At 66.1% G+C, this 15,760-nt stretch carries 9 protein-coding genes and 2 pseudogenes; 5 read left to right on the top strand and 6 right to left on the bottom strand.

Annotation, left to right across the window (positions count from 1 at the left end; genetic code table 11):
- The 3 genes and pseudogenes from ACIQ6O_RS05450 to ACIQ6O_RS05440 all read left to right on the top strand — a co-directional run.
- A pseudogene (locus ACIQ6O_RS05450) lies at window positions 1-383 on the top strand (hypothetical protein); the annotation flags it as partial.
- Window positions 384-399: 16 nt separating this feature from the next.
- The gene (locus tag ACIQ6O_RS05445; RefSeq protein WP_396206770.1) at window positions 400-3,564 is read left to right on the top strand and encodes an efflux RND transporter permease subunit; all 3,165 of its coding nucleotides are present in this window, start codon (window positions 400-402) and stop codon (window positions 3,562-3,564) included.
- A gap of 67 nt (window positions 3,565-3,631) precedes the next feature.
- A complete protein-coding gene (locus ACIQ6O_RS05440) occupies window positions 3,632-4,291 on the top strand; it encodes a DedA family protein (RefSeq protein WP_396206769.1) in 660 nt (219 codons plus the stop codon).
- 58 nt (window positions 4,292-4,349) lie between these two features.
- Here ACIQ6O_RS05440 and ACIQ6O_RS05435 read toward each other — a convergent pair whose 3' ends face one another.
- The 3 genes from ACIQ6O_RS05435 to ACIQ6O_RS05425 are packed head-to-tail and all read right to left on the bottom strand — an operon-like array spanning window position 4,350 to window position 8,411.
- On the bottom strand, window positions 4,350-5,810 hold the full coding sequence (locus ACIQ6O_RS05435) for a pyridoxal phosphate-dependent decarboxylase family protein (RefSeq protein WP_396206768.1): 1,461 nt from the start codon (window positions 5,808-5,810) through the stop codon (window positions 4,350-4,352).
- Window positions 5,807-7,231 (bottom strand): response regulator, encoded by a 1,425-nt coding sequence (locus tag ACIQ6O_RS05430; RefSeq protein ID WP_396206767.1) that lies wholly within the window; start codon window positions 7,229-7,231, stop codon window positions 5,807-5,809. Before ACIQ6O_RS05430 ends, ACIQ6O_RS05435 begins: the two co-directional genes overlap by 4 nt.
- Window positions 7,232-7,250: 19 nt before the next feature.
- On the bottom strand, window positions 7,251-8,411 hold the full coding sequence (locus ACIQ6O_RS05425; RefSeq protein ID WP_396206766.1) for an FIST signal transduction protein: 1,161 nt from the start codon (window positions 8,409-8,411) through the stop codon (window positions 7,251-7,253).
- A gap of 116 nt (window positions 8,412-8,527) precedes the next feature.
- Here ACIQ6O_RS05425 and ACIQ6O_RS05420 point away from each other — a divergent pair, with 116 nt between their 5' ends.
- A complete protein-coding gene (locus ACIQ6O_RS05420; protein WP_396206765.1) occupies window positions 8,528-8,962 on the top strand; it encodes a BLUF domain-containing protein in 435 nt (144 codons plus the stop codon).
- Between the two features lie 94 nt (window positions 8,963-9,056).
- On the opposite strand, the gene ACIQ6O_RS05415 is transcribed toward ACIQ6O_RS05420, so the two are convergent.
- Window positions 9,057-10,388, bottom strand: a complete 1,332-nt coding sequence (locus tag ACIQ6O_RS05415) for an amidohydrolase (protein ID WP_396206764.1) — start codon at window positions 10,386-10,388, stop codon at window positions 9,057-9,059.
- Window positions 10,388-12,112, bottom strand: coding sequence for a peptidase dimerization domain-containing protein (locus ACIQ6O_RS05410; protein ID WP_396206763.1), 1,725 nt, complete (start codon window positions 12,110-12,112; stop codon window positions 10,388-10,390). Before ACIQ6O_RS05410 ends, ACIQ6O_RS05415 begins: the two co-directional genes overlap by 1 nt.
- 170 nt (window positions 12,113-12,282) lie before the next feature.
- Between ACIQ6O_RS05410 and ACIQ6O_RS05405 the strand changes: the two genes are divergently transcribed.
- Window positions 12,283-14,838 (top strand): hypothetical protein, encoded by a 2,556-nt coding sequence (locus ACIQ6O_RS05405; protein WP_396206762.1) that lies wholly within the window; start codon window positions 12,283-12,285, stop codon window positions 14,836-14,838.
- On the opposite strand, the pseudogene ACIQ6O_RS05400 reads toward ACIQ6O_RS05405, so the two are convergent.
- A pseudogene (locus tag ACIQ6O_RS05400) lies at window positions 14,817-15,760 on the bottom strand (glutamate synthase subunit alpha); the annotation flags it as partial. The gene ACIQ6O_RS05405 and the pseudogene ACIQ6O_RS05400 overlap by 22 nt on opposite strands.

Genomic DNA, 15,760 nt, shown 5'->3' with positions numbered 1-15,760 from the left:
AGGCCTCGGTGCCGAACAACGCCGGGGTGCTCGTGGCGGGCCTGTTCGTGGAAGGGCGCGTGGCGTCGCAGAAGCGCCTGGGCGTGCTCGTGCCCGAGCAGGCGGTCGATCAGACCGGCGGCGTGGGTCCCAATGTGATGCGCCTCAAGGGTGGCAAGGTGGAAAAGGTGGATGTGCAACTCGGTTTGCGTGACGAAGAGGCCGAGCGCGTCGAGATCACGAGCGGGTTGGCGGCTGGTGACACGGTGCTGCTGGGCGCGGCGCGCGGTATCTCGGTGGGCGTGTCGGTGACGGTATCGGCGCCCACGGATGCGTCGGCGAAGAGCGCTACGGCGAAGGCGGTCGCTCCGACCGCCGACAGCACGCCGAAGGCGAAGAACTGACCACGAGCGGACTCCCATGTTCATTTCTGATTTCGCGATCAAGCGGCCGCTGCTCACCATCGTGGCCATGCTGGCCCTGGTGGGGTTCGGTCTGGTCGCGCTCCTGCAGCTGCAGACCGACGAATTCCCCGAGGTGCAGCCGCCGGTCGTGCTCACCACGGTGATCTATCCGGGCGCCTCCCCCGAGCAGGTGGAGCGCGAGGTGCTCGAGCCCATCGAAGAGGCGATCCAGGCCATCTCCGGGGTGAAGAAGATGGAAGGCGAAGCCCGTGACGGGTACGCCCAGATCATCACGCAGTTCGTGTATGCGAAGGATCTGCAGGAAGCGTCGCAGGAAATTCGTGACGCCATCGGCACCAAGCGTCAGGATCTGCCGCAGGAAATCGAAGAGCCCATCCTGCGCAAGTTCAATCCCACCGACGCGCCCATCGTGACGCTCGGTCTGTCGTCGAACACGCTGAACCCGGCGCAACTCACGCTGATCGCCGACCCCGGCATTACGCGTGAGCTGCGCGCCATCCCTGGCGTCGCCGACGTCTCGGTGACGGGCTCGGTGAAGCGCGAGCTCACCGTGAATCTCGACCCGCAGCGCCTGGTGGCCGCCGGGGTGTCGGTGCCGCAGGTGGTGGGTGCGTTGCAGCAGGGCAATCTGGCGGTGCCCGTGGGGCGGGTGAACGGCGCGCTCGACGAGCGCACCATTCGTCTGCGCGGTCGTCTCGACGGGCCGCAGGATTTCATGAGCCTCGTGGTCGCCGAGAAGGGTGGACGCGTGATTCGCCTCGGTGATGTGGCCACCGCCGAAGACGGCACCGAAGAGCAGCGCACGCTGGCGCTGTACAACGGCAAGGACGCCGTCGGCATCGAGATCAAGAAGACGAAGGGGTACAGCACCACGGCCGTGGCCGAGGCGGTGCTGAAGAAGGTGGCGACGCTCGACTCGGTGGTGACCCCGCAGGGCGCGTCCCTCACCGTGATCAAGAACAAGGGGCAGCGCGTCACCAACTCAGTCGACAACGTACAGAGCGCGCTCATCGAGGGTGCCCTGCTCACGGTGCTGGTGGTGTTCCTGTTCCTCAATTCGTGGCGCTCGACGGTCATTACCGGCCTGGCGCTGCCGGTGTCGGTGCTGGCGAGCTTTGTGGCCGTGTGGGCGTTCGGCTTCACGCTCAACACGATGTCGCTGCTGGGGCTCTCGCTCGCCATCGGTATCCTCATTGACGACGCCATCGTCGTGCGCGAGAACATCGTGCGACACGTGGAGATGGGGAAGGATCACTACACTGCGGCACGGGAAGGCACCGACGAAATCGGGCTCGCCGTGGCCGCCACGACGTTCTCCATCGTGGCGGTGTTCGTGCCCATCGCGTTCCTGCAGGGTGAATCCGGTCAGTGGTTCAAGCCCTTCGCGCTGACCATCGCCTGTTCCGTGCTCGTGTCGCTGTTCGTGTCGTTCTCGCTCGATCCCATGCTCTCGGCCTACTGGCCCGACCCGCATCTGGCCGAGCACGAAAAGAGCTGGATCACGAAGCAGCTCGACAAGTTCAACACGTGGTTCAACGGCCTCGCGGACCGCTATCGCCTGCTCATCGGGTGGGCGCTCGATCACCCCAAGAGCATGGTCACGCTCGCGGTGGGCACATTCGCCTTTGCCCTGGCGATGCCGGCGCTCGGTTTCGTGGGTGGCGGGTTCTTTCCGCTCGAAGACAACGCCGAACTCAACATGACGGTGGAAACGCCGCCGGGCGCGAACGTCGATTACCTCCGCCAGAAGGTAGGCGAGGCGATCCGCTTGGCTGATCCTTCGCGTCATCCTGAGGTACTCTACAGCTTCGTCACCGCCGGTGGCGCAAGCGGCGCGGTGGACAAGGCCAGTGTGTACCTCAAGCTGCGTCCCAAGGCCGACCGACTGAAGGACGGCCAGATGTCCGCCGAGGAACTCGGTGAGGCCATGCGCAAGGAAGTCGCGGGGATCGGTGGTGCGTCTGTTTCGCTGTACACCAACGACTTCGCCGGCCAGCAGAAGCAGATCTCGCTCGAGCTGCGTGGCAACAACAAGGCCGCGCTGCAGAAGACGGCCGATCAGTATCTCGCGGTCCTCCAGTCGGTGCCCGGCGCGGTTGATGTGGCACTCAGCACCAAGGGGCAAAAGCCTGAACTCACGGTGCAGGTGGATCGCGGCCTCGCCGGTGCGCTCGGCCTGAGTGTGGGGCAGGTGGCCACGGCAATTCGCCCGGCCTTTGCCGGTCTCGATGCCGGTGACTGGGTGGATCCCTCGAATGAGACGCGCAAGGTGATGGTCCGCCTTTCGCCGGACGCGCGCTCGCGTGGCGCCGATCTCGCGCAGCTGCCCATCGCCGTGGGCGGCGGTGCCAACGGCACGCTGATTCCGTTGCAGCAGGTGGCGCGTATCAAGAGCGAGCTCGGACCGGCCATCGTGAACCATCTCAATCGCGACAACGTGATCAAGGTGGAGGCGAATGTGGCTGGCCGATCGCTCAGCGAGGTGCAGGCCGACATTCAGAAGGGGCTCGATGCCATTCCGCTGCCGCCGGGCATTTCGCTGTCGTCCGGTGGACAGGTCGAGCAGCAGCAGGAGGTATTCAGCAGCATCTTCATCGCGCTCGGCGTGGCGGTGACGCTGATGTATCTCATCCTGGTGGTGCAGTTCGGCTCGTTCCTCGATCCGATCTCGATTCTCATCTCGCTGCCGTTGTCGCTGATCGGTGTGATGGGCGCGCTGGCCATCACCGGCAACACGATCAACCTCATGAGTCTCATCGGGGTGATCCTGCTGTGCGGCATCGTGGCCAAGAACGCCATTCTGCTCATCGACTTCGCCAAGTGGGCCCGCGAGAAGAACGGTATGCCCCTGCGCGAGGCGCTCATCGAGGCCGGCGCGATCCGCCTGCGCCCCATCCTCATGACCACGTTCGCGCTCATCGCGGGCATGATCCCGGTCGCACTCGGCCGCGGCGAAGGGGCGCAGTTCCGGGCGCCACTGGGCGTGGCAGTGATCGGCGGCGTGGTGACGAGCACGATCCTCACCCTACTCGTCATTCCGACCTTCTACGAGATCTTCGATCGATGGCGGACGCGCCTCTCCCGCATGGTGGGGCTCAATCCGCCCCGCACCGGAGAGTTCCGCACCTTCGAGATGCCGGTGCCGGAAGCCGGCGACTGATACGGATTCGTAAACGCGGGGATCGGCAGGACCGGCCGACACCGGGCGGGTGTAGATTGCATCTCGTATGCGCCTGCCGGTCTCCCTCCTTGTGTCCGAAGCCTCCTGGCTTGCCATGATGACCGACGCGCCGTGGACGTACATCGTCCTCGGCGCGTCGACCATTATCACGGAGGAGCTGGCGCCCATTTTCGGCGGCATCGCGGTGCACGAGCGGGAACTGCGCCTGATCCCGCTGATCGCCGCGATCACGCTGGGCGGGTGGATCGCGACCTCCCTTCTCTACGCGGTGGGGCGGCTCAAGTGGGAAACCATTCGGCGCCGCTTTCCGCGCACCCGCGCCACCGGGACCGTGGCGCTACGGGTCGTCCGTCGTAATCCGCTGACGGCCTCGTTCTTCGTGCGCTTCGCCTTCGGCCTGCGCATTGTGCTGCCCATGGCGAGTGGCGCGGCGCGCGTTCCGCTCTATGTGTTCCTGCCGGTCTCGCTCATCGGGTCACTGGCATGGACGCTCGTGTTCACGCTGGTGGGTTACGTGGCCGGCGAAGCGGCGGTGCAGGCCATAGGCCACCTCGGCAAGGCCGGTGAGATCGTGGGCGCCGTGGTGGTCACCATCGCCGTCTTCGCGTTCCTGCGGTGGCAGCGCCGTCGCCGTGAACGCAAGGCTGAGCGACGGGCCATGGCGCGTCGCTCACCCGATGCGAAGGCGTGGGAGTCGGACGCCTAGCAACGCCACCGCGGCACCAGCGCGCCAGGTTTGCGGACGAACCGTCCGCGATCGCGGGCTACGCGCCCTGCTCGATCAGTGCCGCCGCCTCGCGAAGCTCGCGCCAGGCGAGTTCGATGTGCGACCGGTCGGTGCGGATGTTGCCAACCGCCAGACGCAGCGTGTAGCGACCGTTGAGTTTGGTGTGCGACAGGTACGTGTGCCCTCTGGCGTTCACCCGCTCCATGATCGCCGCGTTGAGTGCGGCGATGGCGGTTTCGTCGGCATCCGCGGGCACGCGGCGGAAGCAGACCAGCGACAGCGTGACCGGTGCGGTGAGCTCCCATCCCCCCTCGAAATGCACCATGCCCGCAAACTCGCGCGCCAGCTCGCAATGATGACGGATGCGCTCGGCGATGCCCTCACGTCCGTACGCCCGTAGCACCATCCACAGCTTCAGTGACCGGAACCGGCGTCCCAGCTGGATGCCGTAGTCCATGAGGTTCACCGTCTCGTCCTGCGTACGGGTGACGAGATACTCCGGCAACAGCGCAAACGCCTGCTTGAGCGACTGTGGATCGCGCGTGTACAGCACCGAGCAGTCCATTGGGGTGAACAGCCACTTGTGCGGGTTCACGACCAGTGAATCCGCGCCATCCACGCCATCGAGCAGGTAGCGCAGCTCCGGTACGATGGCGGCTACACCGGCGTACGCGGCATCCACGTGTACCCAGCAGTCGTGTGCGTGCGCGATGCGTACCACCTCAGCCACCGGATCGATACTCGTGATGCTCGTGGTGCCGACACACGGCACCACCGCGATCGGTCGGTAGCCCGCCGCCACATCGGCCTCCATCGCGGCCGCCAGAGCGTCGGGGCGCAGACGAAACTGCTCGTCGGTGGCGATCTTCACGAGATTCTCGTGCCCGAGCCCGAGGGCAATGACCGCCTTGTCGATGCTGGAGTGCGCGTGCTCGCTGCAGTACACGCGCAGGCGCGGCAGGTCGGTGCGCGCGGCCATCCCCTTGCTTCTCACATCGAAACCGGCACGCTCACGGGCCGCCGCGAGCGCATAGAACGTGCTCACGCTCGCCGTGTCGGTGATTTGCCCGAACCACCCATCGCCCAATCCCATGAGTTGGCGCAGCCAATCGAGCGTCAGCTGCTCCAGCTCCGTGACGGCCGGACTGGTGACCCATAGCATGCCGTTCGCATTGAGCCCTGCCGTCAGCAACTCGCCAAGAATGCCAGGATACGCGCCGGAGTTGGCGAAGTAGGCGAAGAACGCCGGGTGATTCCAGTGCGTGATGCCCGGCACGATGGTGCTGTGAAAGTCACGCAGCATCGCATCCAGCGGCTCGCCCACGTCGGGTGGCGAGGCGGGCAACGCCGCGCGCACGTCACCCGGCCGTACCCGGCTGCGGACCGGATAGTGCGCACTGTTCTCGAGATAATCGGCGATCCAGTCGACGGCGGCGTGCGCCGCCGTCCTGAACTCGTCGGGAGGCACGTCGCCGGTGAGCCGTAGCGCGTCAGTCATGAAAGCAGGGAACGGATGGACTGCAGCAGCTGATCGATCGAAAAGGGCTTGGCCAGCACGGTGACCTCATCGTCCAACTGTCCACCGAGGTCCGCCAGCTCCTCCGGACTGTAGCCCGACACGAACAGGATCGGCAACTGCGGGTGCCGGGTGCGCAGGCGGCGTCCCAACTCCCACCCGCTGAGCTCGGGCATTACTACGTCGCTCACGACCAGATCGAAGGCCGTGCTCGTCTGCTCCAGCACGTCGAGGGCCATCTGGCCGTTGAAGGCTTCTTCCACCGCGAATCCCTGACGCTCGAGCACGGTGCGCATGAGTTGACGTACACCCCGCTCGTCGTCGACCACGAGGAGACGCTGGCTGCGTCGTGCGGCTGCGGTCGGCGATTCCGTCGTCGCATCCGGGGTCTTGGCGGCATCGTCCGAGGCGGGCAGATAGATCACCATCGTCGTGCCCTCGCCGGGCCGCGAGGAGAGCAGCACATATCCGCCGGTCTGTCGCACGAGCCCGTACACCATCGAGAGCCCCAGCCCCGTGCCCTCACCGGTACGCTTCGTGGTAAAGAACGGTTCGAAGACCCGGTCTTGCAGGTCGCTGGGGATCCCCATGCCCGAGTCCGTCACTCGCAGGACCGAATAGGTTCCCGGAGGCAGCTCGTCGCCCATCGCGGCCGGCCGCGCGGTGGTCACGCGCTCGGTGCCGCTGGAAATAGTGATCGTCCCCTCGCGGCGCATGGCATCTCGCGCATTTATGACGAGGTTGAGCAGGACCTGATCCATCTGCGATCGATCGGCGAGCACGAAGGCCGGTCGCACGTCGGTTTCGATCGTGATGCGCGGCCCGGCCGCGACACCCAGCACCGTCAGCAGGCCATCGATCGTTTCGGCGAGATCGAACACCGTGCGGCGCAGCATCTGCTTGCGGCTGTACGCCAGGAGCTGACGCGTCAGCCGCGTGGCACGATCCGCCGCCACGACGACCTCGCCAAGCAGCTCACGCGTCCCCGCCGGCAATTCGGAGGTCGACGTCACCAGTTCCACATTCCCGGTGATGACGGTGAGGAGGTTGTTGAAGTCGTGAGCCACCCCGCCGGCAAGCTGACCGATGGCCTCCATCTTCTGCGCCTGGCGCAACTGCTCCTGGGTGGCCTCCAACTGGGCGTAGGCCCGCTTTACCTCTTCCCGTTCACCAATGGCCGACTGCATCCGCGCCAACCGATCGGCGAGTTCGCGTGAGACGGTCTCGAGTGAATGCTCCATCAGCCGGCGGTCATCGTCGGCATGACGGTAGGCCTGCTGCACGAGTTCGAGAAATGGCAGCAGATCGGGCGGTACGGCATCGATGCTGCCGAAGTGTCGACGCACCTGCCGTACGAGCAGCTTGTGCCAGCCTTCGCTCGGGATCCCCTCGGCTGCGCTCACGCGATGATCACCGGCCGCATCACTCCGTCTCGTCGAGCGTGGTGATGGTCATGGTCTGGTTGTGCAACTCGCACGTACGCGAACCAGCCACCGGCGCGATCTCTCCGTACGAATAGAATCCGATCAGTGCCGGCCGCTCGCCGAGCACATCGCGGACACTCTCCACTTCTTCCTCGACTCGCTGCTTCAGCACCAGCTTGCGCCCCACGCAGCTGATAAGCAGGGCCAGCGACGGTTCGCGCTCGCCCACACTCTCGCGTGCCGCCGTGGCCGCCCCCTGCGCGCCATCGACCAGTCGATCGAAGTTGGCCTTCATCAACTGGGCGTGATAGCCCTGCGGTACGTCGCCTGCGAAGATGAGACTGCCTTGCCGCTCATCGATGCCCAGGATCGTGCGTACCACGGGGCGTGCATCGGGACCGGCGCGCAGGTTGAGTGGGAACAGCAAGCCACTGCCTGGGAGATCTGCCGCATGCGCACCGAGGTAGTCGCGATACAACTGCAGTGCCGGGGCGCCGTCGAGTTCGTAGAGAACGTTGCCTTCCGACCGCGTGATGATGCGATTGGGGCCGAACGCATCCCAGCCGCCAAGCGATCCGTGGCCGACCTGCAGCCGATTCCCGTACAGGCCAATGGCGATCACGGCGTCGTCCATCACGGTGTCATCCATCCACAGCAGCGTACGCTGGAAGCGTCCCGCGTCGCCGGCGAGGCCGCCAGTGACGAGGACCGATGACGGCAGGTGGCGCTGCACTCCCTTGGTGAGCGCCGAGCCGTTCACCCGCAGGCCGTCGGAGAGCACGAGGACATGCGCGAGGTCGTCGCCGGCCAGCGCATCGGCGAGCAACTCGCCGACAGTGCCGCTGTCGTCGCCGGGGCTGAGGTTCCGATGGACCAACCGCACCGTCGTATGCGCAAAGGTCAGCGCAACCAGTGCCAAGCTGTCATCGCATACGCTCGTGCCCACGATCTCTCCGGCGGTACTACAGCCGGCAATCCGGGCGTTCGGGTAGCGGGCACGCACCTGTGCGCGGAGGGTGTCGTCCGCGATTGCCTCAGGGGCGCCGAAGGCCAGCACGAGTTGCACGTCGAGGGGATCTCCCCCCGTCCGCAGCGTGAGCCAATCCGTCTGTCGGGTCCAATGCCGCTTTTCGACGATCATGTCAGTAGACGACCCCATCGTTGAGAAGATACGTCGAAGCTGCACATGAATGTGCACCTGGATGTGCGAATGGGCCAGCACCTGGCGAGGGCGGTGGCCTCAAGTTGTCGAACGGACGACCGAAACTTCGTAGCATGAAACTGATTCGGCTGATCTACGCGAGCGCAGCGTGCACCGAGATGTCGTACGCTGAACTCACCACCATTCTTCGCACCGCCGAAGCGCATAACGGGCAGAATGGCATCACGGGCATTCTCTGCTATGGCGGTGGGATGTTCCTGCAGGCACTCGAAGGAGAGCGCGATGTCGTCAACGCGCTCTACAACCGCATCGTTGCCGACCGACGGCACGAGCGCTGCGAGATTCTGCGCTACGGACGCATCGCGACACGACGCTTCGAACAGTGGAAGATGAAGTACGTCGGACTCGATGATCCGGCGACGGCACATCGTCGCGACCTCGTGCTGCGACACTCCGGGACGTCGCACTTCTCGCCGATCCGGATGAGCGGCGCACAGGCGAGCGCGTTGCTGTTCGATCTGTCGCACGAGTTCCGCATCGCCGCCTGAACGCCCGCCAATCGGTACCCGTAACGCCAACGCCCCCCGGTGTGATCACCGGAGGGCGTTCGTGTTTCGCGCGGAGACTCCAGTCGCCAACGCCTTACGGCACCCGCGGGACACCGCCGCTCACGAGGAACTCTACGGCAAGCGTGCTCATGGCCCGCACACCCACCGGCAGGGCCTTGTCGTCACCCTGAAAGAGCGGGGAGTGGTTGCTGGCGACACCAAAGAGATCCACACTTGGCGGCGTCACCGAGAGGTTGAAGAAGAAGCCCGGTGCCTTCTCGGCAAAGCGAGAAAAGTCTTCGCCGGCCATGCTCCCCGCCTTGTTCTCGAACACACCGGCCGCCGTGCCGACGCGCTTGAGTGCCGGCGAGAACTTCGACACCATCGCCGTGTTGTTGATCGTGCTGCCGTAGCCAAGCACCACCTCCACCTCGGCCTTTGCCCCGTGCGCTTCGGCGATGTTCTGCGCCAGAGTCTTCATGCGCTCAGCCACGATCTGCCGCGACTTCGGGTCGAAGGTGCGGATGGTCCCGATCATCCACACCGAATCAGGGATGATGTTCTCCCGCAGCCCGCCGTGAATGGCGCCCACCGTGACCACCGCCGGACCGGCCGTGAGATCGAGCGAACGCGACACGATGGTCTGCAGCGCCGACACGATCTCGGCGCTCACCACGATCGGGTCCACCGCCGTGCTGGGGAACGCGCCGTGTCCCTGCTTGCCGCGCACGATGATCTTCCACGTGTCGGCCGATGCGCTGATGGAACCACCACGATAGCTCATGGAGCCAAGCGGGCCCGGGCCCACGTGCAGACCGAACACGCCGTCCACGCCGTTCATCACGCCCGCGTCGATCATGGGCTGAGCCCCGCCGCGCGGCGGCACTTCTTCGGCCGGCTGGAAGAGGAACTTCACGGTGCCCGGCAGTTTTGCCCGCAGCCCGGCCAGCACCTCCGCCGTGCCCATGAGCATGGCAGTGTGCATGTCGTGACCGCAGGCGTGCATGACACCCGTTTCCTGCCCGTTGTACACGGTACGTACCGTGCTCTTGAACGGGACGTCCACCATCTCCGTCACCGGCAGCGCATCCATATCGGCGCGCAACGCCACGGTGGGGCCGGGCTTCCCGCCCTTCAGAATGCCCACCACGCCGGGAATGCCGCCGACGTTCTCCTGCACGTCCATGCCGAGCGCCTTGAGATGTGCTGCCACGAGGGCGGCGGTGCGCTTCTCCTGATAGCCCAGCTCGGGGTGCTGGTGAATGTCATGCCGCCACGCCGTGACCTTGTCGGCGATCGCGTTCGTGCGCTTGTCGATCTCCGCCTGCAACGCCGGGTCGAACGGCTGCTGCGCCCCTGCCGTGGTGGTACCGGCACATGCCAGTACCACCGCGGTCAGCGTCGCGCGAAACGTGCCTGCGCGCATCAGTTGTTGCCCTTGGGCTTCGATTCGATGGGGCGCACCGTGGGATACTCGATGCCGAGCTGCTCGAGATACGTGTTGTACTTCTTGGGGTCGTAGTAGAACTTCTGCAGCTGCGGCTTGTACTTCGCCATGATGTCGGCGTTCAGCCAGATGGGCGGCTGATCCGACGGGCGGATGAACGGCTTGTACTTCACCGTCTTCGTCTGGACGTTGTTGAAGTAGTCCCACGCGTCCGCAACCACCTTGGGCGTCATGAGGATGTCCAGCAGCGTGAGCGCCTGCACCTTGGCACCGGCGAGGGCGCCCTTGTGCGCGATAGGCGTGGCCATCGAGATCGCGTTGGCCCAGTTGTGGCCCGGCAAGCTGGGAATGTTCGACGGGAAGCGCAGCGTGACCGTGGGCACGTTCCACGCGATGTCCCCGATGTCGTCGGAGCCGCCGCCCATCCAGTTCTGCGGCACTTCGGCGCCGCGCAGCTGCTTGTTCACCTGCGTCTCGAGGCCGAAGTCCGGCTGCCCCAGTTCACGCTGAATGCCCTTCGCGAGCGTCTGGTCCTTGTCGTCCCAGGCGGGCATGCCAACGGTCTGGATGTTCTGGTGCATCGCTTCGGCGATCGGCTTGCTGAAGTGTGCCGACCAACCGCTGCCGAGGATCATCACCGTATCGAGCTTGGTATCGGTCATCATCGCCGCACCACGCGCGATCTTCTGGCCGGTCTCGAACAGCTCCATCGTGCGCGGATAGTCCTGCTCGCGGAAGTAGAACCAGATGCTGGCGGTGCTGGGCACCACGTTCGGCTGGTCGCCGCCGTCCTTGATCACATAGTGCGAGCGCTGCTGCAGGCGCAGGTGCTCACGGCGGTATTCCCACCCCTGCGCCATGAGCATCACGGCATCGAGCGCCGACTGGCCGCGCCACGGCGCGCCGGCGGCATGGGCGCTGGACCCCTTGAAGCGGAACTCCGCCGAGATGAGCGCGCTCGAACCGCTTGCGCCCCACGACACGCCGAGGTCGTTGCCTACGTGCGTGAAGAGCGTGACGTCGGTGTTCTTGAAGATGCCGTCGCGTACGAGGAACGCCTTGCCCGCCATCTGCTCTTCGGCGATGCCCGGCCACAGCAGCAGCGTGCCGTTGATCTTGTCGCGCATCATGAGCTGCTTCACCACGATGGCCGCGACGACGTTGAGCGCCTGGCCGGCATTGTGCCCTTCGCCGTGTCCGGGGCCCTGCGTGACCATCGGGTCCTTGTAGCCCACGCCCGGCTTGTTGCTGGCCTGCGGAATACCGTCCACATCGGACCCGAGGGAAATCTCCGGCTTGCCGGTCCCGTAGCTCCACTTGGCGGTCCAGGCGGTCGGAATGCCGGCCACCCCCCTCTCGACCTTGAATCCCTCCTTCTCGAGGATTCCGGTGAGGTACTTCTGCGACTCCCATTCCTGGAAGCCGAGCTCCTGGAAGGAGAAGAGCATGTCCACGATTTCCTGGACCTGCTTGGAGCGGGCCTGCACCATCTGCAGGGCCTCGTCCTTGAGCTTGGCCAGCCGCGGATCGGCGGCGGTCTGGGCCGCGACGGCCGCGCCGGCGGCGGGGGTCGTGGCCTGGGCGCTCACGGCTGCCGGCAGGGCGGCCAGTGACGAGAACACGGTCGCCACAACGAGATGGCGGGTCGGACGGGACAGCCGGGGGAGGAATCGCACGTCGGGTCTCCTGAAACGAAATGACATCGGGCCGGGTCCTACTCCCCGAAGTTACGCTTCACCCGCGGAAACCGCTCGCGCCGTCCCTCCGTATGCAGTCGTATTCCCTCGCGTCCCGTCCCCGGTGGACGGCGCGTTCCCCCACGTCGGTCGAACACATCGTGTCTATGCTTCGTTGGCTTCCGAGGGCTTCCGTAGTGGCGATCCTCCTTGTGCCGGGCGCCCTGCAGGCGCAGGCGAGGCGGGACACTACCCAGCGCCGTGCCGATTCGCTGAGCGTGGAGGAGCGCCGGGCCGTGCAGGAGGCCGTGCGTGATGCCCGGGTCCTCAACAGAAAGCGGGTTGGCGGGGACAGCACCACCAGGGCGCGACTCGTGGCCGAAGCAGCCGTCTCGGCGTTCAGCAGCCCGGAGGCCCGGGCCGTGTTCGAGCGTGCACGCGAGGCCCGCGAGCGCCAGGACAGCGCGCTCAAGGCGTACCGGGCTACCACCACGCAACGCATGTCCATGCACCTCGGCGCGCGTCGGCTCGGGCTCGAAAAGCTGATCTTCCAGGGCGACAACGTGGCGCAGATCTCCTGGCGCCGCGACGTGGGGGTGCGTGTTACGCCCGTAGGCTCGCGCATGACCGTGCCCATGGCGAGCGAAGTCAGCGGCGACTTCGTCTCGGCCGTCTCCATCCCGTACTTCCCGGGACGCGAACAGCTCTGGTTCCCGTCGTCGGACTTCGGCCGTGTCAAAACCGAAGTGGACGACCGTGACATCATCCATCCGCTCGCGCGCGGCGCCGAACGATGGTACCGCTACGCCACCGGCGACTCGGCCGACATCACGCTCCCCGACGGCAACGTGATCAAGCTGCGGGAGCTGCGCATCACGGCCCGTAAGCCCGACTGGCGCACCTTCGTGGGGTCGTTCTGGTTCGATCGTGACGGGGGGCAGCTCGTGCGTGCCGCCTATCGGCTCGCGACGGATATCGACATCTGGGGCGTGGCCAGCGACGAGGCGAAGCGGGACATCGTCGAGAACGCAACGCTCGCCCCGGTGCGCGATTCGGTGCTGCGGGCGCGACTGCCGCGTGATTTGTATGTGAAGGACAGCACCCAGCGCGCCAAGGCCGCGCAAGCCGCGCGCCAGGGCGCTGCCACCAACGATGAGGACGTGCCCGTTTGGGTGAGCGCCACCATGCGCCCCATGCGCGCGAAGCTCGACGCCATCACCGTGGAGTACGCCCTGTACAAGGGCAAGTTCTGGCTGCCACGCGCGCACAGCGCCACCGCCAGCGCCGATGTGATGTTCATGCGCATTCCGTTTCGCCTCGATGAGAAGTTCACCTACGAGGACGTGGACGGCGACTTCACGCTCGCGGCACTGCCTCCGGCACGCAATCGCTTCGAGGCGGGCGCCGGGCGCGACTCGACGAACGTCGATCTCGACAATAGCGTAGAAGTGAGCGTGAGTGCTGGCGGCAAGCGACGCGTGCTTTCCGACTCCGCCAAGCGTGACTCGGTCGAGCGTGCGCGCTACGGTCGCGGCAAGGTGACGCAGTGCCGCACCGACAGCACGTGGACGAAGGTGGAGGAACGCTACGAGCGCTCGCTACGCATCGCGTACGACATGCCGTGCAAGATGGAGACACTGGCCACGTCACCCGCGCTACCCGCGGAGACCGTGCGTGACGACGAGCTCTTCGATTTGCGCAGTGCCGAGCAACTGGCCAACGCCCTGAGCATGGAGCTGCAGGTGCCCTGGGCGCCGCAGCCCCCCACGGTGCGGGTGGGTTCCGATCTGCTCCGCTACAACCGCGTGGAGGGGCTGTCGGCCGGTGTGGAAGTGAAGCAGGTACTCGGCGCCGGCTACGCGCTGCGCGCGGTAGGGCGTATCGGGCACGCTGATCTGCACGCGAATGGCGAGCTGTCGCTCCTGCGCAGTAATGGCGCCCGCAGCATCAACGCGGGCGTGTATCACCGACTGAACGCCATGAATCCCGAATGGGCTGGAGCCCTCACACTGGGGACGTCGCTGCCAGCGCTGCTCTACGGCCGCGATGAAGGGTTCTATTACCGCAGCTACGGGCTCGAACTCGGCGAGAAGCGTGAACAGCGCAAGGGCGCCTTCGAATACCGGTTCTTCCTCGAGCGGCAGTGGACGGCAGGGGACAGCAATGTCGTCAACACCTTCTCGCTGGCCCGGCTCACCAATGGTGCCCGCTTCCGCGAGAATCTGCTCAGCGAACCCGGCGCGTTCACCGGAGTCAGCGCGAACTGGTCGCGCATGCTCGTCGAGCGGCCGCGTGGCGCGCGTCTCACGGCGATCGCCCGAGCCGAAGCCGCCACCGGCACCTTCGAGTACGCGCGTGGTTCGGTCGAGAGCACGGCGTCCCGTCGAGTGGGACCGTTCTCCGCCGCCCTGACGGGATCGATCGGCAGCTCACTCGGACGCGTGCCGTTCCAGCGTGGCTATGCCATTGGCGGTCTGCGCACCGTGCGCGGTCAGCTGCCCGGCACACAGCAGGGCGATGCGTTCTGGTTCTCCCGCGCCGAAGTGGGCACCGGTGGTGGCGCCGTACGCCCGGTGGCCTTCTTCGACGTGGGATGGGCCGGCAGTCGAAAGACGTTCGGGCAGATCCAGCCGCAGCGCGGCGCCGGTGTCGGCCTCGGTTTTCTCGACGGCCTGTTCCGGCTCGACATGGCGCGCGGGCTGTATCCCTACAAAGGGTGGCGCTTCGACCTCTATCTCGAAGCGCCGCTCTGAGCCGGCACCGCTTCCTGCGTCAGCGCGTCGATCCGTGACATCCATGTCTCCCGGATGCGCGCCACATGCTCGGCCGCACCGCGCGGCTTCACCTTGCGCCACCGCCCGTGCTGGTGCTCCCAGTCGTCGAGAATCCAGCGCGCGCGTGCACTCCCAGTGCGCGTGATGTGCAGAGTGAGCAACTGTCTCACGAGGTGCGTGTCCTCGCCATCGAGATCGGCCAGCAGCACCATTTCGTGATTGAGGCGTCCGGCGAAGGTTTCCGATTCGTCGAAGACGTACGCCACCCCGTTGGACATCCCCGCGCCGAAATTGCGCCCGGCGCGGCCAAGCACCGTGACGATGCCGCCCGTCATGTACTCGCACGCATGATTGCCCACGCCCTCCACCACGGCGCACGCTCCGGAGTTGCGCACGGCGAAGCGGTCGCCCGCCTGGCCCGCCGCACAGAGCAGGCCGTCGGTGGCACCGTACAGCACGGTGTTGCCGAGGATCATGTTGAGATGACTCGCGCCACGATAGCGGGCGTTGCGGAACGGACGCACCGTGATCTCGGCGCCGTTGAGCCCCTTGCCCACGTAGTCGTTGGCTTCGCCTTCGAGCGTGAAGCGCATGCCGCGTAGCCCGAAGGCCCCAAAGCTCTGTCCGGCGCTGCCACTGAACGACAGCTGCACCGTCCCGGGAGGAAGGCCCGCGTCACCGAAGCGCTCGGCCAGTGCCCCCGCCACGCGCGCGCCAACCGTAAGGTGGTGATTGCGGATCTCGTAGGCCCCGCTGAACGGTTCGCCAAGGCGAAGCGTGGCGTCCGCCACGGCCAGGATCTGCTCGTCGATCACGGGCACGCCAGGGCGCACGTTGCGCTCCGCCGTACGCACGCGCGCCTCGTCGCTCCGGCGCGGTGCGCCGAGCACTAGCGACAGAT

The organism is Gemmatimonas sp. (genome assembly GCF_044345575.1).
Lineage (GTDB): Bacteria > Gemmatimonadota > Gemmatimonadetes > Gemmatimonadales > Gemmatimonadaceae > Gemmatimonas.
This window is presented reverse-complemented; position numbering and strand designations above follow the sequence as displayed.